Annotated in this window: 21 protein-coding genes; 6 read left to right on the forward strand and 15 right to left on the reverse strand. The window is 39.1% G+C overall.

Translation table 11 applies throughout. The features are described from left to right. Positions 1-64 precede the first annotated feature (64 nt). The 4 genes from lepB to aceK form a co-directional block, all read right to left on the reverse strand. Positions 65-655 carry a signal peptidase I gene (gene lepB / locus PSM_RS08245; protein ID WP_013465063.1) on the reverse strand — a complete coding sequence of 197 codons (591 nt, stop codon included), beginning with the start codon at positions 653-655 and terminating at the stop codon, positions 65-67. A gap of 448 nt (positions 656-1,103) precedes the next feature. Beyond that, the gene (locus PSM_RS08250; protein ID WP_008113615.1) at positions 1,104-1,358 is read right to left on the reverse strand and encodes a DUF2999 family protein; all 255 of its coding nucleotides are present in this window, start codon (positions 1,356-1,358) and stop codon (positions 1,104-1,106) included. Positions 1,359-1,444: 86 nt separating this feature from the next. Next, entirely contained in the window at positions 1,445-2,407 is a 963-nt protein-coding gene (locus PSM_RS08255; protein WP_013465064.1) for a zinc-binding dehydrogenase, read from the reverse strand. A gap of 397 nt (positions 2,408-2,804) precedes the next feature. After that, a complete protein-coding gene (aceK, locus tag PSM_RS08260) occupies positions 2,805-4,586 on the reverse strand; it encodes a bifunctional isocitrate dehydrogenase kinase/phosphatase (protein WP_013465066.1) in 1,782 nt (593 codons plus the stop codon). A gap of 117 nt (positions 4,587-4,703) precedes the next feature. Here aceK and PSM_RS08265 point away from each other — a divergent pair, with 117 nt between their 5' ends. Both PSM_RS08265 and PSM_RS08270 read left to right on the forward strand, forming a co-directional pair. Beyond that, positions 4,704-5,651 carry a LysR family transcriptional regulator gene (locus PSM_RS08265; protein WP_013465067.1) on the forward strand — a complete coding sequence of 316 codons (948 nt, stop codon included), beginning with the start codon at positions 4,704-4,706 and terminating at the stop codon, positions 5,649-5,651. Between the two features lie 109 nt (positions 5,652-5,760). Beyond that, positions 5,761-6,207, forward strand: coding sequence for a hypothetical protein (locus PSM_RS08270; protein ID WP_013465068.1), 447 nt, complete (start codon positions 5,761-5,763; stop codon positions 6,205-6,207). A gap of 11 nt (positions 6,208-6,218) precedes the next feature. On the opposite strand, the gene icd is transcribed toward PSM_RS08270, so the two are convergent. The 6 genes from icd to PSM_RS08300 all read right to left on the reverse strand — a co-directional run bounded on the left by icd (position 6,219) and on the right by PSM_RS08300 (position 16,833). Then, positions 6,219-7,469, reverse strand: a complete 1,251-nt coding sequence (gene icd / locus PSM_RS08275) for an NADP-dependent isocitrate dehydrogenase (protein ID WP_029610006.1) — start codon at positions 7,467-7,469, stop codon at positions 6,219-6,221. A gap of 262 nt (positions 7,470-7,731) precedes the next feature. Then, positions 7,732-8,472, reverse strand: coding sequence for a glycosyltransferase family 2 protein (locus PSM_RS08280; protein WP_013465070.1), 741 nt, complete (start codon positions 8,470-8,472; stop codon positions 7,732-7,734). Positions 8,473-8,569: 97 nt separating this feature from the next. Beyond that, positions 8,570-11,254 (reverse strand): 7TM diverse intracellular signaling domain-containing protein, encoded by a 2,685-nt coding sequence (locus tag PSM_RS08285; RefSeq protein ID WP_013465071.1) that lies wholly within the window; start codon positions 11,252-11,254, stop codon positions 8,570-8,572. A 15-nt stretch (positions 11,255-11,269) separates the two neighbouring features. Then, a complete protein-coding gene (locus PSM_RS08290) occupies positions 11,270-13,540 on the reverse strand; it encodes a TonB-dependent receptor (protein ID WP_013465072.1) in 2,271 nt (756 codons plus the stop codon). Between the two features lie 87 nt (positions 13,541-13,627). Next, positions 13,628-15,877, reverse strand: coding sequence for an NAD(P)-binding protein (locus PSM_RS08295; protein WP_029610007.1), 2,250 nt, complete (start codon positions 15,875-15,877; stop codon positions 13,628-13,630). Between the two features lie 20 nt (positions 15,878-15,897). Then, on the reverse strand, positions 15,898-16,833 hold the full coding sequence (locus tag PSM_RS08300) for an acetoacetate decarboxylase (RefSeq protein WP_029610008.1): 936 nt from the start codon (positions 16,831-16,833) through the stop codon (positions 15,898-15,900). Between the two features lie 413 nt (positions 16,834-17,246). On the opposite strand from PSM_RS08300, the gene PSM_RS18605 reads away from it, so the two are divergent. Both PSM_RS18605 and PSM_RS08305 read left to right on the forward strand, forming a co-directional pair. Next, positions 17,247-17,414, forward strand: coding sequence for a hypothetical protein (locus tag PSM_RS18605; protein WP_007375427.1), 168 nt, complete (start codon positions 17,247-17,249; stop codon positions 17,412-17,414). A gap of 122 nt (positions 17,415-17,536) precedes the next feature. Beyond that, the gene (locus PSM_RS08305; RefSeq protein ID WP_013465074.1) at positions 17,537-18,370 is read left to right on the forward strand and encodes a transporter substrate-binding domain-containing protein; all 834 of its coding nucleotides are present in this window, start codon (positions 17,537-17,539) and stop codon (positions 18,368-18,370) included. Between the two features lie 50 nt (positions 18,371-18,420). Here the strand turns inward: PSM_RS08305 and PSM_RS08310 are convergent, their stop codons facing one another. From PSM_RS08310 to rnm, 5 genes are all read right to left on the reverse strand, one after another. Beyond that, positions 18,421-19,002: a YceI family protein gene (locus PSM_RS08310; protein WP_013465075.1), complete on the reverse strand. Its 582-nt coding sequence runs from the start codon at positions 19,000-19,002 to the stop codon at positions 18,421-18,423. Between the two features lies 1 nt (position 19,003). Continuing rightward, a complete protein-coding gene (locus tag PSM_RS08315) occupies positions 19,004-19,555 on the reverse strand; it encodes a cytochrome b (protein ID WP_013465076.1) in 552 nt (183 codons plus the stop codon). A gap of 147 nt (positions 19,556-19,702) precedes the next feature. Next, entirely contained in the window at positions 19,703-20,545 is an 843-nt protein-coding gene (locus tag PSM_RS08320; RefSeq protein ID WP_013465077.1) for a segregation and condensation protein A, read from the reverse strand. Positions 20,546-20,547: 2 nt separating this feature from the next. Then, a complete protein-coding gene (locus PSM_RS08325) occupies positions 20,548-21,168 on the reverse strand; it encodes an L-threonylcarbamoyladenylate synthase (protein ID WP_013465078.1) in 621 nt (206 codons plus the stop codon). Beyond that, entirely contained in the window at positions 21,165-22,019 is an 855-nt protein-coding gene (gene rnm / locus PSM_RS08330) for an RNase RNM (protein ID WP_013465079.1), read from the reverse strand. The genes PSM_RS08325 and rnm overlap by 4 nt, the downstream gene beginning before the upstream one ends. A 445-nt stretch (positions 22,020-22,464) precedes the next feature. Here rnm and PSM_RS08335 point away from each other — a divergent pair, with 445 nt between their 5' ends. Both PSM_RS08335 and PSM_RS08340 read left to right on the forward strand, forming a co-directional pair. Then, positions 22,465-24,033, forward strand: a complete 1,569-nt coding sequence (locus PSM_RS08335; RefSeq protein WP_013465080.1) for an anthranilate synthase component 1 — start codon at positions 22,465-22,467, stop codon at positions 24,031-24,033. Position 24,034: 1 nt separating this feature from the next. Next, on the forward strand, positions 24,035-24,637 hold the full coding sequence (locus PSM_RS08340) for an aminodeoxychorismate/anthranilate synthase component II (RefSeq protein WP_013465081.1): 603 nt from the start codon (positions 24,035-24,037) through the stop codon (positions 24,635-24,637). Position 24,638: the final 1 nt, after the last annotated feature.

Below are 24,638 nucleotides of genomic sequence, written 5' to 3' on the forward strand. Positions count from 1 at the left end.
AATCCTACCTGCAAAAACAGCAATGGCTAACCAATCTTGCTTAGCCATTATAATAGTTAGTTTTTTATTCTAAACGCTTCAAAAATCGGTCACTTCTTGGCAAGTAGTAATCATCATAATCAAGCGAGACAATCACTCGCTTTGCCCGACCAAGCAACTCATCACGTGGAATTAATCCAATAACCCGTGAGTCCGCACTGTTATCGCGGTTATCACCCATAACCAGATAATGATCTGCTGCTATTGGTGTTGCCGGAAACTGCACTAAGCTTGCTGCCGATTTGGTAAGCCGTATGGTATGAGCATGCCCCTTTAAGTGCTCAGTTTTATCTAGCCACCGAATACTCTCGTTTAAAGTGCTATAACTTACTTTCTCGCCATTAATGGTCAATTCGTTATTTTGCAATGAAACTATATCACCTGGTGTGCCAATAACGCGTTTTATTAAACGGTTATCCGCCACTTTAGAATCAAATACAATAATATCGCCGGTTTGTGGTTCTGCCAGTCTTAACAGGGATACATGCGTAAATGGTATACGTAAATCATACGCCATTTTATCGGTAAGGATTCGGTCGCCTTCTTCAATAGTCGGTTTCATTGAACCTGTTGGTACTTCGTACCAATCGGCGACGGCACTACGAAACACACTCATTAAAATAATAAAAACAATAGGGCCTGTTGACCTTTGCGGATTGGAATTTGTTCAAACAAGGGGCGATTTAATCGCGGCGCGAGGTTTGTAACCTAGTGGGCTAAGTAAAAACCGAGTAACAAAGAGTTAATCGCCCCTTGGAAGAACCCTTTGGGCAATACCTGTTTGGCATTGATGCTACGTTATCGCCTATTTATGGGGAATAACCACACCACATAGGCTCTGCCTTGCTTAAATACCAAACAGACTACTGCAAATTCAACCTTGAAAGGTTAACAGGCCCTTAAGAACGGTTATTTTTCCAAAATTTATAAAGTCGCTTCATGTTTTGTCTCTGCTATAGGTTAAGTATTTATTTGACTGTATAAATGCAGAGCCGTTCAAATGAGTGTGTAACAAAACATGTTTAGAGATAGAGACATGCATAAAACATGTCTCTAAAGATAGTTTACTGCTGGTTTAACTTGTCTTTCGCTTCTTGTACTTTTGCAAAATCTAAACCTAACTCATCCGTTGCTTCTTTAATTAAATGAGGTTGGGTCATTACTACCGCCATCAATTGCTGAAGTTTTTCAGGTGGTATGCCCAGCTCTTGTACTAATGCCATAGCCATCATTGGGTTTTGGGTAAATGCTTCAAATAATGCCGCTACTTTTTCATCGCTGACATTGTGCTCTTTTAATATTGCAATAATTGGATTCATTATTAACCTTAAAATCGAAATAGTTTTTTAAAGTATATGGCCTCATACAGGGATTAACAATATTAACCCCTGTGGCATTACTTGTTTCACTCTACCAACAATACAACTTTACCTGAGTTTTCATTACCCTCTAAAATGGCATGTGCCTCACTAGCTTGTTGCCATGGCATGGTTTTATAAATATTAAAGTCATATTTCTGATTGGCAATATCATCATAAAAGCGCGCTACAAATGCATCTCTTAACGCACGTTTAAACGCAATACTGCGATTACGTAATGTGGAGGCATGAAACGAAATACGTTTTTGTAATAAGCGTGCAAAATCGACTTCGGCAAAGCGACTATCTAAAAATGCGAGCATCACAATCTGACAATCCATTGCGGCCACTTTGGCATTTTTATTCAAATAGCGGCCAGAAACCGGATCGACTATGGCGTTTGCACTTAAGTTATGTGCCTTCATATATTCAACAAAATCAGTGGTTTTATAATTAATCACATGGTCAGCACCCAAGCTTTTAGCGTGTTCACATTTTTCATCAGACCCTGCTGTTATTACCACCTGTGCACCGGCACTTTTTGCCATTTGAATAGCCGCTCCGCCTACGCCACTGGCACCGGCATGAATAAGCGCCGTTTGCCCTGATTGTAGTTTTCCTAACTCAAAGAGTGCGCCAAAGGCAGTTAAATACACTTCACTAATAGCAGCACCTTGTGCCATAGAAATATTATCTGGCAATTCCATTAATTGCTGCGCATCTACCGCGACATATTCACTGTACGCACCACCGGCACATAGAGTAAAAATACGCTTATCTTGCCATTTAAGGTCTACCTCACTGCCAAGCTCACACACGGTACCTGCACATTCGAGTCCTAGAATAGGGCTATCCCCTTCAGGAGCAGGATACTTACCTTGGCGCTGCATACAATCGGCGCGGTTAACGCCAATCGCTGCTACTTTTACCAATACTTCATTACTGCTAATCTTCGGCTTGTCGGTTTGTTCAAACGTTAATTGCTGATCTTGATGTGAAATGTACTGCATAAATCTCCTCGTATTTTATTCTATTTGATTTTCGCCATACTTCGGCTTCAACTAACTCGTTATTTTCTGTGTAATATATTTAAAGTGTGTAGTGGTTAGTAATTTTATTGATGTAACCTCGGGGTTTTAGCACTGGCAAACACAAAGCCTGACAAAAAAAGCGAAGCCAACTAATATAAACCTCATAATACTCCTTTTGGAGTTAACAGCGCCTTAAGCACAAAAATTCAGTGCTGATTTAATCAGTTTATTGGCCTTTGTCGACTAACCTTTGTTCAATTTAGGCCGAACTCGTTGGGCAGTGCATGTTCTGCATTTATGCTGCGTTATCAGCAATTGCTGGGGAAGCATTGCCTAAAAACACGACTTCAAATTTAACCTTGAAAGATAAACAAAACTATAAATTATTAAAACGCCAGCTTTGTTTATAAGGATATACATCAGGAAGCTGACCTTGCTCAATACCTTGCTGGGTCATTTGCCAGTACTTTGCCGTAAATAAATCACTATGATAATGATTAAAATGGCTAAAGGCACTGCTACTGGCACTAAAAAACACCTTAAATTGACTCGGGAATATATCATTTTGGTCTATATCAAAATAAGAATGTGAGCTTATTTCCTCTAACGCGTTGTCAGTATTTGGCACTTCTCTAAAATTACAATCAGTAAGAGGGCAAATTTCATCGTAATCATAAAATACCACTCGCCCCCAACGTGTCACGCCAAAGTTTTTCATTAGCATGTCACCGGCAAAAATATTTGCACTGGCAAGCTCTTTAATCGCTTTACCATAATCAACCATCACCTGCTGCAGTGATTTACTGCTACATTGACCGATATATAAATTAAGCGGTGTCATTTTTCGCTCAACATAGACATGTTTGAGTATTAACGCTTTGCCCGAAATAATTAAGCTATCACCAATGTGTTTTTTCATTTGTGTAAGCAGTTCATCACTAAAACGACTTAAATCAAAGGCTAGGTATCTAAATTCATGAGTATCAACTAATCGCCCTACTCTATCAGCCTGTTTTACAAAGTTATATTTATCTTTTACCTGCTGTTTTGTCGCCGTTTTTGGTGCACTAAATTTATCTTTTATTACTTTGTACACATAGTCTAGGCCATCAATTGTAAAAACAAGCATCACCATACCTGGTGTACCTGGCGCTAAATGATATTTATATTGCTCGGGGCTACTTTTAGTCGTGTCCACCTTATAGCGATAGAATTCTGTTTTCGCATGTTTAATAAAACCTATCGCATTAAACAATTCAAACCGTTGTTTGTGAGGCATTAACACACTTAAGTAATCTACATACCTTGCAGGTTGGTCGGTATCTACCATAAAGTACGTGCGCGCAAAGCCAAATAACAAGCTCAGCTGATCAGCGCCCATCATCACAGCATCAATTGTAAGCCCGTCAGGGGTATTTAAAATGGCTATTGCAAAGGGCATATTATCGCCATTTTTAGCAATACAACGTCCTATTACATAACACGCTTTATTTCGGTAAAAGTGTGAATTGGCGTACTCAATATAGCCGTCATTTAAACTTATTAGCTCATACACTTGTCTACATTGTTGCTGCGCCCCTTGGGTTAACGTTGCTTGTAGTTTAGCTAAGTCCTCGTTTAAATTTTTAAATGGCACTCTAAACACTTGTTCATTGACTAAAGTTTTAACTGCGCTATCAAACCCTTCTTTTAAGGAAATACGACTCACTAATCCTTCATAAGAACGTGGTTGCCCACGGTACTTTGCTTTTAAGACAAATAAATGCACCGTACGAATTTTTTTATCATCCCAAATAGCGCCAAAAGTAGAATTAAAAAACGTATGTGCAATTGGCTGGTTTTCATGCTCTTTAACCATTTCGCCATAAATATTTTTTGCACGTTGCCATGTTTGTGGACAGTTTAGTTCATCATAGGCAATCACTTTAACGGCCTCACTCACCTGCTTTACTTGACGCTCATACACTTGCAAGCGCGCTCGCATTGCCGCTTGCACCTCATGATATTGGCGTTGTTCAAAGCGACTTTGTGCCCCTAAGGTAATATTTAAGAACTGTGCAAACATAGCTTCAAAGCCTGCAAATACAGCGCGTGCTAACTTAGTGGCTATGAGTTCTTGTATAGGATTGTGGGTAGACGTTAACGACGTGCTAGGCATAGTATAGGCGCTTCTATTTTTAGCAATTATGCTGATTATTTTTTATTAGAGGTTTACACCTTAGCAAGCACGCTTTAATTTAGATAATTAATACAGCAAATAAATAAAATTGATCATATGAATATAAGAAATGTCGATCTCAACCTACTCGTCTATTTAAATGTATTAATAGATGAAAAAAGTGTGTCTAAAGCGGCCAATAAACTCGCATTAACACAACCTGCTATGAGCAATGCGTTAAAACGCCTAAGAGACTTATTTGACGATCCTTTGCTGGTACGAGCTGCGGGCTCTATGACTCCCACGGCTAAAGCACTTGCCCTTAAGCCCGAGATTGAAGCGCTGTTAAAAATGGCAGAAGAGATCACGCAGCCCAGTGAGCAATTTAATCCCGCTACTGCACAGGTTACGTTTCGTATTATGGCAAACGATTATTTAGAATCGACGCTAATTGCCCCCTTTATTTGCGAGCAGCTAGCTAAAAATCCGGGCATTGACTTCGATGTACTTAGCCCCAGCGACGTGAACCTACAGGATATGGAAAAAGGCACTATCGATTTGGCAATAAACCGTTTTAATGGTCTGCCGCGCTCTTTTCATCAAGCTACTGTATGGCGAGATAACTACTGTTGTTTAACCCATCCACATAATCCATTTTTAAACGATGCAAACTTAGACCAATACTTAAAAAGTGAACATATTTGGGTTAATCGAGCCGGCTGGGGCCCCGAACCCGCTGTAACAAATAAATCAGGTAAACAAAAATTAGGCTGGGTCGACGAGGCATTATGGCAATTAGAACAAACACGTAAAATACGCGTATTTACTCGTCATTACATGATTGCCAGTTTACTGTGTCAATCTGAGCAACTCATTGCAACCCTTCCGCGTCGTCAAGCAAAGCTTTTAACTAGCCATACTAATTTAGTGATTAGCCCTGTGCCATTTCAAATCGTCCCCATAGAAGTAAAAATGATATGGAGCCCGTTATTACACCATACACCAGCGCACCAATGGCTTAGGCGCGAGTTGTTGGCGTTTGCAAATACAGTGATTGATAGGTAAAGATTTAAAATATTGATCAAATCAATATCAGTTATTGAAAACAATAATTTCATTAATATTACACTTAGCGCTACAGTGAAGTTAAGCCAACAAACTAAGAGTAATAATTATGCAAACATCAGCAAGCTTCACACAACAAGACGGATTATTCATTGATGCAAATTTACATCAATTCATTGAACAACAATTGTGTCGTAAAACAACACTTCAAACGCAACACGTTTACCAAGCGTTAGCCACGCTAGTTGATGAGTTTGGGTGTGCATGTCGTAAAACAAAACACCAAGAAAACGACATTCTCGACGTGAATACTTTATTAAATGCATATCAACGTAAAAGTCATCCACATTGTCATGTAGATGCACAAACAACCGCAGCCGTTCTAGATGAATACTGTTGCCAAGTGCCTGCAATTATTGTGGTTGCTTTAATGGATACGCTTAGTGGCACACTCTGTGATGAGCCAAGCGCCCATAAACTTTACCACAGAGCTGCAGAGCTGACAGAGCGTCCATGCGTTCATCGCGAGCAAACAGCTAACGCCTCTGCAGCGTAAAATGCTGCCCTTTAAAAGTGCTCGATAACCTTGTTGGCAAATTGTTTGCAACTTAAGGTTGTCGAGTTATGATTTGATTGAGCTAAATCAAATGTAACCTGTCCACTGGCAAATGTGCTTTCAAGCGCGTTTTCAATTAAACAAGCAGCCTCACTCCATCCCATAAACTTAAGCATTAACACCGCACTCAATAAGCTACTGCTCGGATTTGCCTTATCTTGTCCTGCTATGCGCTCAAATGTACCATGTGTGGGTTCAAAAAACGCAACTTCGGTATTTAAGTTTGCCGCCGGCATAATCCCTACTCCACCGACTTGTGCACTGAGCATATCGGCTAAAAAGTCTCCGTTTTGATTAGTGGTGGCCACCACATCAAATTGAGCAGGATCCATTAAACACTGCTGAAGCATATTATCGGCAATCACTTCTTTAATAACCAGCGGCGGTAAATCAGCACGTTGTATTTCAAGCCAGCGCCCGTTTTGATGCTCAATGGCAGCATATTCACGTTTGGCCAGCGCAAATCCCCAGCGCTTAAATGCGCCATCGGTAAACTTAAGTACATTGCCTTTGTGAACTAAAGTGAGTGATTCACTATTATTTTTTAGGGCATAATTAATTGCATAGCGTATTAATCGCTCTGATCCCTCTTTAGAGATATTTTTAATACCTAAACCACACTCTTGGGTAAAACGAAGCCGAGTTACGCCCATTTCTTCACATAAAAAATCGAGCATTTTTTCACTTTCAACACTGCCCGCTTGCCACTCAATTCCTGAGTACACATCTTCACTGCTATCACGCAGCACGGTAATATGCGTGGTAAATGGGTTTTTTAATGGTGACGGTAATGCACTAAATCCTTTAATGGTTCGCATATTTACATACAAATCCATTTCATGGCGAAGCGCGACATTTAGCGAGCGAAATCCGCCTCCAAGCGGTGTTGTTAAAGGGCCTTTAATCGCGATTTTACAATCTCGTACTGCATTAATCGTTTCTTGAGGGAACCAATCACCGTCATAAAGTTTGGCAGCTTGCTCACCATTATAAACTTGCATCCAATGAATTTTGCGTCTTGGGCCATAACTATGCTCTATGGCGGCATCCACTACTTTTCGCATCACTGGCATCACATCGAGGCCGACGCCATCACCATCAATATAAGCAATAATAGGGTGTTCGGGTATATGCCACTGTCCTTGTTCATCAATAAGTATATGTTCACCATTTTCTGGCACAGTAATATGTTGATATTGCATTGTTAACACCTAAAAAACATCCTCTTTCCATTAAAGCATGTTCGTTAATAGGTGTCTGTAATTGCATTTTTATAATTGATATCACCGCAGCGAATAACTGCACGGTATTCACTATTAGTAAAAATGAGGGAACGGTTTTTTAATAAAGGTGGCATCAGGCATTTTATTTAACGCCCGACCAAATAGAACATTACTGAGTAGAGCATAACTGCAGATTAATTTTAACCACCGGATGATTATAAAATTAACCTGCTAAGTGAGATTATTTATAATAGGCAAATAAGTATTTATTAAAGCTATATTGACTTTGTATGACCGCAATAACAAATCCTGCCTTACCATCTAAAAAGCCACGTCTTAAAAAATAATGGCGGATAAAAGCAAAAAAAGCGGAACTACTTGCCTTCAAGAGTGATGGTTTTTTACCCTTTTTTTCCATTTGCTCTGCACCTATGTGCGCATAATGGTTTCTTTTATTCATATAGCCAAAAATATCTTCATGCTGAAAATGTAATATATTTTCTTTCAGCTCAATTGGTTTACAATCAAGCATTACAACAGACTCATGCACTAAGTTTTGGTTATAACCTGTTATTTTTTTATTGTAAATACGCGCAATACGATCAGGATACCAGCCGCTGTGTCGAATAAATTGGCCACAAAAATACGTTAAACGGTTAAGCTTTAAAATATTTTTCTCATTGCATTTTGCCAATGTCGTTATTATTTCTTCCTTTAAACGCTCACTGACAACTTCATCACAGTCAATTGCAAAAATCCAATCGTTAGTTGCTAATGCTTCTGCTCTACGTCTTTGCTCACCAAACCCTTGCCAGTCATCACGCACAAATACTTTATCTGTGTATTTATTTGCAATAGCACGTGTTTCATCAGTGCTGCCTGAATCAAGTACAATAATTTCATCTGCCCACTTTACTGACTCTAAACAACGCTCAATTTTATCCTTTTCATTTTTACATATAATACAAACAGATAGCTTCACAAAATTTCCTTTTTAATAACACTGTATTTTAAAAATTATCTTACTATTATAAACAGATCATAACAACACAGGAAACAAGGCTTTAAAAAGTATGGTTTTAAGCTTCTAAAATAACGTCAATTGTATTGAGTAAAGCCTCTACTTGATGTCTATCAAGCACGGCGTTAGCGGATTTTAATCGTTTTTCAAACTCAACAGCTTGTTGATACAGTGCTTGGCATTCAAACATCCCTGCCGTTCCCTTAATCATATGTACGCTGCGTGCAAAACCGGTTATATCACCCTGCTTAAATTGCGACTGTAATGTGTGTTTTTGTTTTTTTAATCCTTTAATGTATTCTTGCTTGAGCAGTGCAAACTCATCATCAGGCAGCTTAATATTTTCGCATATATCAATATCAAGATAACTTGCGATTTTACTACTAAAACACCGTCTATCGATGGGTTTGGCAATATGATCGGTAAAACCTTGTTTTAAATAACGATCGACTTCATGCTTCATCGTGTTCGCAGTAAGCGCCACAATCGGTGTTGTTACACCCGTGGCTTGCATAATATTAATTGCTTGTTCACCATCCATAATTGGCATTTGAATATCTAATAAAATTAAATCAAATTGTTCATCAAGTGTCGCTTGTGCAGCATCTCGGCCATTTTCTACTGCCACCACAGTTAAACCCATTCGCTCTAAAATCCGCTTAATCAGCTGTCGGTTTTCTGGGTGATCTTCAGCCACGAGTACCCTACCAATCAAATTTCGCTGGTTACTATTTAAAGGGAGCTCTTTGTTTTGTGACTTACAGATATCGTCAAATGCGTAAACCCATTTTGTATGTTCCGTTGTATGCAGTGCCATAGTAAAACAAAACTCACTGCCGCTACCGAGTACAGAATAAACCGTAATATCCCCATCTAGTTTAGTTGCTAAGCTTTTTGATATGTTTAATCCAAGTCCAGTGCCACCGTATTTACGAGAAATCGACGAGTCAGCTTGATGAAAGGGAGTAAATAGATCTTTTTGCTCACTGTCGGTCATACCAATTCCCGTATCTTTCACTTTAATAATTAGTTGTTTTTTATTACAGCTAACCGTTAGCTTTATATAACCTTGGCTGGTAAATTTAAGCGCATTGGTTGCTAAATTTAATAATATTTGTCGCAATCGAGTTGGATCTGAGACTATCCAATCAGGTAGCGGAAATTGATAATCAACTTTAAATTTTAAGCCTTTATCACGAATTTGTTTTCCTAATAACGATTCGATTTCAGCAATAGTGGCAAACAAGTCCGTTTCAACTAGCTCTATCTCTAGACGATTAGCCTCAATTTTTGACATATCCAAAATGTCATTAATTAAGCCAAGAACATGACGACTATTTTGCAAAATCACCCGAATGCCATGGTTTCTCTCATGAGGCTGTATATCACCTAAAATAATACCATCAGCATAACCAATGATTGATGTCATTGGGGTGCGAATTTCGTGGCTCATATTGGCTAAAAATCGACTTTTAGCTTCACTTGCATCACGAAGTTCTTCAGCTAATTGTTGTAACTCTTGAGTACGCAACTGTACTTTGTGTTCTAAATTTTTAGTCAATTCAACATTCTCATGGTGTAAAATGCTAAATTTATTTGCCACGGCAAAAGCAAGTAGCACTGCATCGAGTGCGGTACCAATGAGCCCAAGTAAATAGAGATCTATCTTTATAGGTTCAATTAGCCCTAAATTAGTTAAATTGCCGACCATATTAGGAATGGCCATCGCCAAATACGCTAAAACAAAATAGCGAGCGGGCTTAAAGCCACTTAACCAACTTCGTATACCAACAATCATACCCAGGCACAAAGTAGCCCCCGTTACTAAAGTAGCCCATATAAAGCCAAAACCTGGCCAAATGATTGCAAATGGAGTACCTGCGGTAGCAATAATGCCCAAGTAAATTGAAAACCGTGATAATTGAGGAGACGTTTCCTTTAATTTAAGTAAGCTGTTAAAAAATAGGATATTTGTGATGGGAATTAAGGTAAAACCTAGCCAATGAAAATGGGCGTTGTAAAAACCAAAAATTTGATCTGGTATATGAAAAAACTGACTCCAAGCTAATACCCAGCACGCGGTAAACAGGGCGTAATGCAAATGGGTTTTATCTCTATCACCCAAGTAAATAAGAAAATTGTATAAACCTAATGCAATACCAACCCCAAAGCACAGCAGCATAATCATGTTATATGATGTTTTTTTCACAAAAAAATCATCATAAGGTGAAAGCACTAATTTAGGTGGGGTGTAAAAGTATTCACTTTGAAATTTTGCAATTAACATATAGGGACGATTAGGCGTCAGCTCAATTCTATTACCATAATGAAATGCAAACTCATTAGGGTAAATGCCACCCGTTGTATAACGATTTATTGGCTCATCAAAATTCGACATATCATAAATACGCGTCTCAATTTTTGAAAGCAGCGTGTTATAGGGATATAACACAAGTTCATTTAAATCAGTTTTGTTTTCCAGCTTAATCACAAACCAAAAACTACCACCAAAAAACGATGTTCTCGATTGTGGTTGCTTTTTTTCAAGCCACGTTTCTATATCGCTATGGTCTCGGGGAAAAGCGCCATCAGTGACTTGAAATACACTGCCTTGATTAAGCAAATCAGTATCTTGTTGTTTCAAAGTATAAGCAAAAGGCTCAAGTGCATTTGCCACTGCTAAATTGCTAAAGCATATAAATACACAATATATAAATAGCTTTAGAGCTGCCTTTATTGGCATACTTTGCACCTTAAATTAAAACTGATAACTAATATCCAAGCCAAAACGCCGGCCTTCACCCTTAAAATCTTCAAGCATGCCAAGAAAAGAACTTAAATCAAATTTTAAGTGACTGTATTGAGTACCAAACAGGTTTTTACCCCAAATGGCAACCCCCCAGTTATCGTGTTGATAGTGTATATTGGCGTTAAAAATACTATAGCTGTCTTGCATCGCATAGGGGTTTTGATTCTGATCAAAATAGTAATCGGATTGATAATCAACTAATAATTGAGTAGTTAGTGGGTGATTAGCCACCTCAAAAGTGTATTCAATACCCGCACTGAGATTCCATTTTGAGGTAAACGGCAAACGATTATTAGTTAACGCATTCCCTAGTGGATCAACATATTCTTCAAACTCTGCATGAGGTATATAACCCATAGCAAACTTAACATTCAAATTATCGGTCAGCCAATACTCAAGATCAGCTTCTAAGCCGTAAATAATGGAGTCAGCCACATTTTCTAATAATTGAATTGGCGGGCTCTGCTCAGATGTTGAAGGCTGATTCATAAAGACTTGTTGATCATTATAATCATAATAAAATGCAGCCCAGTTAAATCGAATACCCTGCTGTGGCCACCAGGACTTTGATCCGATTTCATGTGAGTTTAACCGCTCTTTTTGATAGTCAGCGAGTTGGGCCTGTTCAACCGATGATAAAAATCCACCGTTATAGCCTCCGCTTTTGGCGCCATTAGCAAAACGATAATAGGCGTAAGTTGAATCATCGACTTTAAAGTTCACTCCTAACTGCCCTGAAATGCCATTATCTGACTGCTCTCCTTGAACACGATAAAATGGAACCTTAACCCCTGTTAAATCGTCAGCATCTATTAAAACGTTAAGCTGAGATACTGAGTCGTAGTCTAACGATTCATAAGAGTAACGAAGCCCTGCAGTGATCAACCAATCTTGGTTTAATTGATAATCGAGTTGCGTAAACGCAGCCATACTCTTTGTGTTTATTTTATTATTATAAAAAAAAGTAGCGGTTAAATCTGTCGATAAAACTCCCCGATAGTCGCGTAAAATATCATTTACATTATCTTGAACAATAGACTCATCAGCATAATATATTCCCGTCGTTAAAAAATGCTCACCCAACTGAGATTGCAATCGCAATTCTTGCGTCACCAAATCAGTATTTAACCCTAAGTTGCCCTCACATAACTGTGCGGGAGAGCCATCACAATTAAAAGCATGGTCCCGTTTTAATTTGTTATAACTGCTTAAAAAAACAAGCTCATTGTGTGTGTCTAATTGCCAATTAGCATGGGCGCTAATGCCCTTACCATCTGTTTTATGAGGCGAATTATTATTTACGCTGACTGTATAAAAATCATCACTGGCATCATTAAAGCCAAAATTATCAAAACAGCTGGTTGAACCCGCTTGTGCTGGCGAGCATCGCTCTCCTGTTAGTGGATTAGCAACAATTCCAATACTGCCAACCGGCTGTACTATGCCATCCCAATCGGCAATATGCCCTTTTATCAATAGCTGTACCGTGTCAAAATCAGCTAAAAAGGAAACTCGGCCATTCGTTTGTCGCATGCCAGCTTTCGGTGAGTCGGCAAAAATATTGTTAGTGGAATAATCATAATCTTGATGATTAAGCGCTATACGAACGGCAGTGTTTTCACTAAGTCCTGAATTAAACATAGCATCAACACTGGTCGCATTGTTATTAGCAATGCCAGTGCTTAAATAACCACTTTGTTCAAACTCAGGGCGTTTAGAGCGGATTAAAATAGCGCCCCCAGTAGAGTTGCGACCAAATAAAGTGCCTTGAGGACCACGCAAAATATCAATTTGTTCAATATCAAATAAATTAACAATTTGGTTACTTGCAGAGCCAACAGCAATGTCATCAACATACATCGCCACAGGGGATGTATTCGCCGTATTGTAATCAACTAGCCCTACACCACGAATGTTAACCGCTGGCGGTGTGCCTTCCGCTGCGTTTTGACTAATTTTTAGATTAGGCGCAAATACAGACAACTCTGTCGAATCTTTAACGTGTTGCACTTGAAGATCATTACCTTTAATGGTGCTTACAGAAATGCCAACTTCTTCAATTTTTTGCGCTCTTTTTTGCGCATAAACTTCTATGATTTCCATATTACGCGCATTCGCACTTTCATCATCTACAAGTACTTTCGCCTGCAGTGGCAGTAAAAAGCCTGGTAAGCATATCAACCCTATTTTCTTATTGAGAAGCTTGCCTTTATTTTTCATTTCTTGTGACCTTTACGCTAGACAAATGTAAACAGCATGTTTAATTATATACTAATCAATCGATAATACGGTTATATGAATAATATTTTAATGTTTGAGGGCTGCAAATGCATCTTCGCCACTAATGTGTTGTGGGTAACCCACCATTGCTCTTGCTGTTTGCATACCAGCCATGACAGCCGCTTCAACACAACCGGCATTAACGCCTGTTTTTATCCAGTCACCGGTAATAAAAAGATTGGTAAATTGTGTTTCATCAGTTGCCAGACGATATTGACTTGAGCCCGCAACTGACAAAACATAGCGCTCACTGGGATCCACATTTACTCGCCAGTATTGAGCATTTAATCGTTCATCCCCTGATAACTGAGAGCCATGCAAAACAGACCAGTCAAATTGATTATTTTGAAACGCAAGCGGCCATAAAGACTGCATATTATTTTCTAGCATACCTTTAAGATTAGCTTTTACTTGCGATTTTGCTTGAATAACAAATTGATGTTCACTTTGTGACGGGTAATAGTCACAAGGAAAAACACTGCAAAAGTAAGCAATGTTTTTAGGAGGACAATCGATAGGCCATTGCTCTTTGTCGATTAAATTCATCATCGCAGCCCATGTATCAAATGGTTCGCTAAAGCCACTGAGAATGGGGCCTTCTTTGCTAGGTGGCCTATATTGCCAACCTAATTGCTCGTCAGTCTTACTAAGCCATAATTGGGCTGCCTGCGTTGTCACCGTTTTGACTTGTTTTGCTTGAGCTGCAAAATTTGTATCCCATACTAATAACGAAGGGCATACATGCTCAAGTGAGGCAACAGATACGCCAAGAATCATCCTGTCAAAGTCATCTTTGTAGCGTAATTCTTTTATTGGCAGGGGCTGCCCAAAATGGTTTTCATATTGAGCTGGCCAGTCAGACCAAAAAGATTCTAAATTAATATTATGCTGTTTTAATAGTGCGGCTTGTTCACTATTAATTTGCGCATAAAGCGGCTCACTTGGCCAACAAGGTAGTTTTTTCACATCAACAAGTGGTTGATATTCAGCATCTGAGAGCAAAGTAACTTGTTGCTGTAACTTAATTACCTCAACAAAACGTTCACCCTGCTCATTTAGGCTGGGTTCCAGGTTTTGCAATTGATGGAAATATTCAAACTTAACCCCTCTTTTTTTTAGTAGCTCATACAGTGGAGCAAAAATGACATCGCCCATCCCCGCTTGCATTTTCCACATGACGCCACCGCGATAACACAGCGCAATACGTAACATAGCAAGTGATGCAACACCGGCTTCAACATTAGGCTTACTGATGTCTCCATCAGCGTAAGCAAATACTAAATCATAAAATCCCCGTATTGGCGCAGAGTTAGCACTGTACTGCTCATTTGCCCCATTTCTTATCAGCCACTGTCTAAAATCAAATTTGTTTATGACCCCAAACCCATCTCGATATACTTTGTCTTTGACCAGGCCAACCAACATTGCAATAGCAAGGTCTGCACAAATATATAATCGTCTAAGCTGCGCATTATTGTCTAATAACTCAATCATTTCGCTATTTAGCCAACGCTTTAGTTTTCTAACTATATACCAAATGACAAGGCCATCTTTTTTCTCTTGTACTTGGGGTTTTAATGTATTGTCAGCGTGAGCAAACTGATTTAATTTACTTATTAATAAGCTGGGAGTAGAGGCTATTTCACTCGAGTATTGTTTTATATCATCAGCAAAGTGTTGCCAAGTTTCCTCTGTATCATCAACCAAGTCCGCTATTTGTTGATGTAAATGGCGTAATAAAGACTGATCACGAGATTTTTTTGTGCTCAGTTTTATATTTTTATTGGCTTTTTTTGCGGCTAATTGTAAATCCAGTATCCACTTTTTTAGCCAAGCTAGGGTCATTTTAATAAAGTCCCATGGCGTAATATCCAAACTACCCTCCGCAGGATTTCCAGGTAATAAGGGGAAATCTATTGGCCATGTTTGCCATTGATCATTAATATATTCTTCTAGTGCTATAAAACTATGCGGCTTTAAAGCTTGCTGCCATGTAGATAAAGGTGAATCGACTGGGCGTTGTAACTGAGTGTAAACCGTTTCTATTGTTTTAAAGCTATTTACATAAGCACCAAACCATACATGCAAGCCATGCTCTTCAATACGCTGCCCACGAGCCGCATTGCGGCCACTTGCGCCTTTACCACCTAAACGCCAACCTTGTTGGTATACAGTAATAGTTCGATGCTGTTGCCAATCACGCTGCTCGGTTAAATACAGTGCAGCAGTCATAGCCGATACACCGCCACCAATTATCACAATTTTTTCTTGGCCCATGATAAATCCTTCTAAGTAATTTAAATTTTAGTTGCGGCTAACTGGTCAAAATCCATTTGAACATAAAATGGTAAGTGCAGCGCTTGACTACCTAACTTCAGACCAAACATATCGGCAAGGGGGAAACTATCTAATTTATTAAGATGTAACGTAAACTCAGGTTTCAGAAATTTAAAGCGATGTATTTTTTTAATCATAGAGGGTGAGTGCATTACGCTTTGGTATACCGCTGAATCACTACTGCCATCGGGAAATTGCTTAAACAATATTTGATCCATTTGTGGATTAACAAACCCACTCAATAGCTGCTTTAATAATGACAAATCAATGCCTAAATGTTTACGAGAAAACAAATTTGCTACTTGCTCGCCAAAATCATCTAGGACAGAGAAAAAGTCATTTTCGTGCCCCTGAGAGTTTATTGTAATTGTAAATAACTCATGCATTTGCAGCTTTGATTCAGGCGAAAAATGATCAAAGCATTCTAAAGATAGTGAAAAATTCGAAAGCTCAGTTACACACTCGGGCATAATGTAATCACATAAATATTTATTATAGCCCCACGTTTCGCGACCATTTATGAGTGCATAAATGTTATTAACGCAGATAAATGCTGGATACCAATATAAGTAGCTTATATCCTCATTTTCAACTTTAGCGACAGGCAACCAGATGATAATATCTGTTTCTTGCATCCAACCATGCTGATCGAAAGGCGGTGTCATTGAGGCTATTTTTTCAATATCTGTAAATGTAATAAGCGCAAACTCGCCAAGTATTTTAAAACGAATATTCCCTTTAACGCCTACGTTTAGCGTTGAATCAATATATCTTTGTGATTTAGCTAATTCTATCTCAGCAAAAAAGCCATACATATTCGCATTGTGCATACGACAAGGCGGCTTTGCTATTGGATTAGATAAAAAATGTTGGTATGGCGTAGATAGTGAGCTCATTTGACCCCCTCAGTTAAAAACTGAGTATAGTCAGATATATTCGGGTCTGTTGACCTTTGCGAATTAATATTTATGGCTATATGTGAATTCCACTCGATTCAAAGTATTTTAATAAATTGCTTGCAAAGTAAAATGTTGTGAAGTAGTATCGCTTCTTGGCTATAAAAAGCCCTCGCGGTTAACCTCTTTACCCTGATCCAGTAAGTCCCGCAAAACGTATATTCAAAAGCTAAGTTATTGTACGGCGAGAACCCCTATTAATACCTTGATGATTTATTTTTAATATCATCGTAAAAGTGTCATAAAGATCGTCAACACTGTAATGAAGCTAAACACAATTAGATTATTTATCATCTGTAATGTGCTTTAAGAAAAAGCCCAGAATAAATAACAAAAATAAAGTGAGTTTTATTATGTCATACAAATATAACGGATCTATGATCCAAATAGCACATCCAGTGCAATCAATTTCGGTTAACAAACATCGTGTAATCTTTAGCGATACACAAGGTTTGAAAAATGCATTGTTTCAAAAAGCAAGTGATGCACGTCAATTTGTAAAGTGGCTCAAAGCCAGCTAATTATCATTGATAAGTTAAACACTTATAAATAAATCTAAATGCCAGCGTGAAGCTGGCATTTTACTTTTTGGTGTATTATTGACTACACTTAAATCCTTGTTTATTTATTCGTTGTAGTGCAAATGCGGTTTTCGTGGTTAATACTGTTAGTCTGTGTATTTTTAAGCACAAAGTGTAATGCCAGAACAATAAAATGGTTAACACATGATTTTGCGCCCTACTACATTATAAGCGGGCCGAACAAATCCCAAGGTCGTGACGAAAGTATTATTTCGCTTTTAGAACAGCAGCTGCCGCATATTACCTTTGAAAGAGTGATCATCCCCTCAGGTAAAGTGATTCAGGAACTCGCAAACCTGCAGTCTAATGCCTGTGCTTTGTCGCTCTATAGGAATAAATACCGCGAAGAGCGTGTTTATTTCACACATCAAAGCTCTACAGCAGGGCTTTCGCCATCAATTGCCATGCATACCAAGCTAAGTAGTGCGCTAGAGATTGAAGACGCTAAACCGGTGTCATTAACCAATTTATTAGTTAATAAAAAGCTTACCTTAGGTGTATCTATGAATCGCTCCTATGGCAGTGAAATTGATAAAATAATCAACACCACACCCGGTATAAATCTGGTCATTCGACCAACTCGCGATACCCTCAGTACGTTAACATATATGCTTAACCTTAAAAGAATTGATATTTTATTAGGTTACCCAAGTGAACATTATTATTTAGCAAAAACAATGGGCTTTACTGATAATTTAACCCAGCGGATGCTCACCGAAGCACCAGAAATAAGTTACGGTTACATTGGCTGTACTAAAAACGAGCAAGGTGCAGAGGATATTGCTACGCTTAATCAACAACTCAAACTGATTAAGCAGACTGAAGACTATAAACAGATATTAACTCGGTGGTTACCAAGTCATTTAAAACCCAAATTAGGAGCACATTTACAATAATAAAAAGCTAAGCGTGTTACTAATTAGCGCTTAGCTTTTTTAAAATAGTCTTACTGGCGAATACCTTCAATAAATAAACCAATATCAACATGGGTAGACGCTGGGCCTAAGTTATAGTCAATACCGTAGTCGGCCAGTTTTAAGCTAGTTTCTCCTTCAAAACCAACACGGTAACCACCCCATGGATCTTTACCTTCACCAATTTTATCTATTTCAAAGGTAATTGTCTTCGTAACACCGTGTAGAGTAAAGTCACCGGTTACAGTGGCTTCTTCACCGTCTTCGTCAAACTTAATCGCTGTACTCTTAAAGCTTGCCTGTGGGTATTTGCTTACGTTTAAAAAGTCACTACCACGTAAGTGTTTATCACGTTCTGCGTGATTTGAATCTAGGCTTGCCGTATCAATATTTACACTAATTTGAGACGCATTTGGATTTTTAGCATCGTAGTTAAATTTGCCATCAAAGGTATTAAAACGACCGTGCAGCCAGCTGTAGCCTAAATGTTTAATCTTAAAGTTTACAAAAGCATGCGCACCTTTTGTGTCAATAACATAATCTGCGGCATTCGCAGTGGTCGCTGTCATAAACATCGCTGCTGATAACGCTGAAGTTAAAAATAATTTTTTCATTTTAATCATCCTTTTGTAATGTGATCATTCTAATTAATGTTTTATCTTTATCGATAAAGTGATGTTTTAGCGCACCTAACACGTGCAATACTGCAAATCCAATTAATAAGCATGCGCTATAGAAATGGATTTGCCCGGCTATATCAGCCTGAGAATCAAACGCAAAGTCGATAGCTTTTACATAAAAAAAGCCAAATACTTCTATGGGTCGTCCATCAGCCGTCGAAATTAAATACCCTGACACCATAATGATCAGTAAAAACAGATACATTAAAATATGTGCTGTTTGGGCTAATTGATTTAACTGCTTGTTACTGCCAATCGGACTGGGTTTAACACTAAAGTGTCGCCATAACAGCCTAAAAACAAAAACCGCTGCTAAGCTAAGGCCAATGCTTTTGTGTAGGTCTAATGATCCTTTATACCAACTATCATAATAAGTCAGCTCAACCATATATAAACCTAAACCAAACAGACCAAACACGGTCAGCGCCATTAGCCAGTGTAAAAATATAGCCACCACGCCATAGCTGGTTTTTGAGTTTTTAAACATTCCCTACTGCCAATCTCTTATTTAGTAATAACACTACGATATAATGATTAAGTGGTGATTAAAATAGCATATGCAAACACTCATCGTGCGTATACGCACAGTAAAATGTATAAGGTTAATATAATTGCAAATGACGTTGAGAAGGGATTAGCTAGCAGCTGACTCGTTAAGAGACACGTATATTTGGCTATCAGGTTCAACCTGTAAGCAGGCAATCAGGCCCTCTTTTATTAGTTCTAACATAGCGATAAAACTAACAACAACCCCACTGCGTCCCTCTTCAAAGGTAAATAATTGAGTAAACGCAACAGGCGCTTTTGATTGGGATAAGGTATTTAAAATCAAGCTCATGCGCTCACGCGTTGAAAGGGTTTCAGCGCTAATTAAATGATGCTCGAATGTTTTTGCACGCGCCATGACATCGCTTAGCGCTAACAATAAATCTTTGATTGCCAGTTCAGGTAATAGCTGGTTTTTTTCTGCTAGTTCTGGCACGCTTGCCTGCGCTATAAAGATATCGCGGCCAACACGAGGTAGGCTGTCTATATTTTCGGCCGCTTTTTTAAATTGTTCGTACTCTTGTAGACGTTTTATAAGCTCGGCGCGGGGATCATCTTCTTCTTCTAACTCTTCATGAACAGGCAGTAACAGCCTAGATTTAATTTGTGCCAGCAATGCCGCCATTACTAAATATTCACCCGCGAGTTCTAGCTGAAACTCGCTCATCATTTCTACATATTTTACATACTGCTCAGTAATGCTAAAAATAGACAACTCAAGAACATCTAGCTTATGCTTTTTAATTAAATAAAGCAGCAGATCCAAAGGCCCTTCAAAGGTCTCTAAAATAACTTCAAGCGCATCAGGCGGGATATATAAATCTTCGGGTTTATCAACAACGGCTTTACCATGTAAAAAAGCCAGAGGCAGCTTTTGCTGCACTGGCATATCAGGTGTTGGCGTTGATGATAGCGTCTCAGACTGTTTCATTGTTATTCAAATGGCGTTGTATCACCGCAACCAACACGAAGAATTTGAATATCATCTTCTGATAAATCAATCACTGTGGTCGCCTGCTCAGGTAAATACCCACCATGAATAATTAAATCCACATGTTTATCAAGGCGCTCTAAAATGTCATCGGGATCAGCTTGAGTAAACTCTTCGCCCGGTAAAATAAGTGAGCACGACATTAAGGGCTCACCCAGCTCAGCTAATAAAGCACACGCTATTGGGTGCTCTATAACACGTATGCCTATGGTTTTTTTCTTGTCGTTTAATAACCGCTTAGGCACTTCTTTTGTACCTTTAAAAATAAACGTGTAAGGCCCTGGGGTATTATTTTTAATAAGCCTAAACATTTGGTTATCAACACGCGCATAAGTAGACAGCTCAGATAAATCACGGCATACCAAAGTAAAATTGTGATGTTTTTCAATACCACGAATACGTTCAATGCGCTCTTTAGCTTGCTTATTACCTAAATTACAGCCTATCGCGTATCCTGAATCTGTAGGATACACAACTACGCCGCCTTGTTTAATAATATCAACAGCTTGAGAAATTAATCTAGGCTGTGGATTATCTGGATGTATATGAAATAATTGACTCATAATGCAACTCCTTCGTGCTTTTCCCATGTTTGCCAAACCCCTTGGCAATCTTTAGGTAAGTATAAATTTTTTCCAAGTTCTAAATAGCTAGTCGGAAAATGAAAATCAGAGCCTTGTGAGCAAAGTAGCTCGTATTCTTGGCTCAATAGCCCTAAAAACTGACGTTCACTTGGCGCCTGCTGCGGCTGAGCAACTTCCATTGCATCTCCGCCTACTGATTTAAATTCCACTAACAATTTACGTAGCCACTTGTTCGACATTTTATAGCTACTTGGGTGCGCTAAAACGGCCACCCCACCTGCGGCATGAATCGCCGCAATAGCTGTTTGCATATCACACCAATTACTTGGCACGTAACCGGTTTTACCTCGCCCTAAATACTTTTTAAATACCCCAGGAAAGTTTTTAGCTACACCACGCTCAATCAATGCTCTGGCAAAGTGAGCGCGAGTAATTTGTGCATTTTCGGCCAGCTCGCGAGCTTGTTGGTAAATACCATCGAATCCGTTTTTATTTAGTCGATGGCCAATCTCTATTGCGCGAGTTTCACGTTTTTGCTGCTGCTCGCTCAGTAATGTATGCAAGGTACTATCGTTGGTATCAATATTTAGTCCAACAATATGAATTTCAAAACTTTCCCACTTGGTTGATATTTCAACCCCATTAATAAGTCTAAGCGGCAAGTTTTCACGTTTGATAAAAGCCTGTGCAGGTTCAATAGCAGCCACCGTATCGTGATCGGTAATAGCAAATACATCAATATTTTTATCGACTGCTCGCGCTAATAATTCCTCAACGGTTAAGTGGCCGTCTGAGTGCGTGGTGTGACTATGTAGGTCGTATTTTATCAAATGAAAACTACTTAAATTTAGGGTTTAACGGTGTTTCACCCAGTATAACAAGTTTTTTAACTAAATTGTTTTAAATAAACACTTGACACAAAAGCAGTTGATACGTTTTACTGTAGCCACTTTTAGACATTAAAGAATTAACAACAATGAAAAATACAATTCACAACATCATTTGGTGGTGGCACTCTTAAAATCAAGGGTGATGAATTGTCGTGTCTAAACAAAAAATTCTAACCCGCTACCATGCGGGTTTTTTTATCACTAAATTTTGCAATACAAGATTAACAGGAATTAAAAACATGAATAACGTAAATACTCTTACACATCATTGGTGGTGGCGCCTGGCATAGCGGGACGGTAATGGTCTATCTATAATTTAGACATCGTTATTCAAACCCCGCACTGCTTAGCATTGCGGGGTTTTACTTTTTTTAGGGGATGAGGTTTGATTTTTAGTCATATAACAACAACACCAGGTGAAGTGACCAGCATAACGCAAGTACGAGACTACATAAGTAGCCCACTTGCATTGTATGCCGCACTTGATAAACCTAACTCACTATTACTTGAATCTGCAGAGATAGATTCTAAAGATAGCGTAAAAAGCTTAATACTCGTTGATTGTGCACTGCGTATTGTCTGCCAAGGCAATCAAGTGAGCGTAACAGCACAATCAAATAATGGTCAGCAGTTACTCAGTTATTTACAAGCTAATGTAAAAAACTGCGCATCACAGTTATCCGATACCACATTAACACTGGAGTATCACCCAGTAGATGACACCATTGACCAAGCCAGTAAGCTGATTGCAGATAACGCTTTTAGTGCATTACGCAGCTGTTTAAATAGCATTAAAAGTACCACCAACAATCCATTCTCGGTGTTTTTAGGCGGCGTATTTGCCTACGACATGGTGGCTAATTTTGAACAACTCACCGATGTACCCGACGGGGAAAACACCTGTCCAGACTATGTTTTTTATTTAGCAGAAACACTGGTTGTTATTGATCATCAAAAACAAACAACGGAATTAATTGGTAACGTATTTAATGGCCCTGATGTACATGCAAACTGCTTTGAAGTAGGCAAACAATTAGAGCGTTTGAATACATTATGCGACCATGCTGCTGACTTTAACGCACCAAGCCAAACTGGCGACTGCCCAGTGAGTGTTGATATTAGTGATGAGCAATACTGCCAGCAAGTAATTAAGCTCAAGCAACACATAGTCGATGGCGATATTTTTCAAGTGGTGCCTTCTCGTACCTTCTCACTACCCTGTCCTGACTCTTTACATGCCTACAGCCAGCTAAAAAAACAAAACCCTAGTCCGTACATGTTTTATATGCGCGATGAAGATTTCTCATTATTTGGCGCATCTCCTGAGTCCGCGCTTAAATACGAAGTTCAATCTCAACAGGTCGAGGTTTATCCGATTGCCGGCACACGCCCTCGCGGCAAATTTGCTAATGGACAAATCAACCCTGATTTAGATAGCCGTATTGAGCTTGAGCTTAGAAACGATCAAAAAGAACGTGCAGAGCATTTAATGCTGGTTGATTTAGCGCGTAATGATGTGGCCCGCATTAGCGTGCCGGGTACGCGCCATGCCAAAGAGCTATTAAAAGTAGACCGTTACTCACAAGTAATGCACTTAGTGTCGCGCGTGGTGGGGAAATTAAAACCCGAACTAGATGCCCTACATGCTTATCAAGCCTGCATGAACATGGGCACATTAGTGGGCGCGCCAAAGGTAAGAGCTGCAGAGCTTGTGCGCCAAACCGAAGGAAAACGCCGCGGCAGTTATGGCGGTGCAGTTGGCTATTTAACTGGTGATGGTGCAATGGACAGCTGTATTGTTATTCGTGCAGCCTTTGTTAAAAATAATATTGCTTATGTGCAAGCTGGCGCTGGGGTTGTATTTGATTCAGACCCAATGTCAGAGGCTAACGAAACCCGCGCTAAAGCACAGGCGGTGATCACCGCGATTAAATCGACATATGAGGCTGTATAAAATGAGTGAAGCACACCCTATTAAAATTTACTTTTTAGATAACTTTGACTCATTTAGCTACAACCTTGTTGATGAACTAACAATGCTAGGTGCTGAGTTAGTTGTTTACAGAAATAACATTAGCGCTGAAGTAATATTCAATAAAATGCAGGCAGAGCACAAGCAGGTATTACTGGTTTTATCTCCAGGCCCAGGGGCACCGAGTGATGCGGGCTGCCTAATGGAATTAATTAGCTTGTGCAAAGGTAAATTTCCAATGCTAGGCATTTGTTTAGGCCAACAAGCACTGACACAAAGTTACGGCGGAGTAATCGGTCATGCTGGTGAAACCGTACATGGTAAATCATCAATTATTGAGTTAGACGATCATCCGGTGTTTAATGGGATGGGTAGCACTATGCCAGTGGCGCGTTATCACTCATTAATGGCCACAAAAGTACCTGATAACTTAGCGGTTATTGCAAAGTATCAAGATATTCCAATGGCTATTTATCATCATCAAGATACTGCGCTGGGTTATCAATTCCACCCAGAATCTATTTTAACGCCCAATGGCGCTATGCTGCTGCAGCAAAGCGTTGCCTATTTAACGCGTGCCAAATAAA

The organism is Pseudoalteromonas sp. SM9913 (assembly GCF_000184065.1).
Taxonomy (GTDB): domain Bacteria; phylum Pseudomonadota; class Gammaproteobacteria; order Enterobacterales; family Alteromonadaceae; genus Pseudoalteromonas; species Pseudoalteromonas tetraodonis.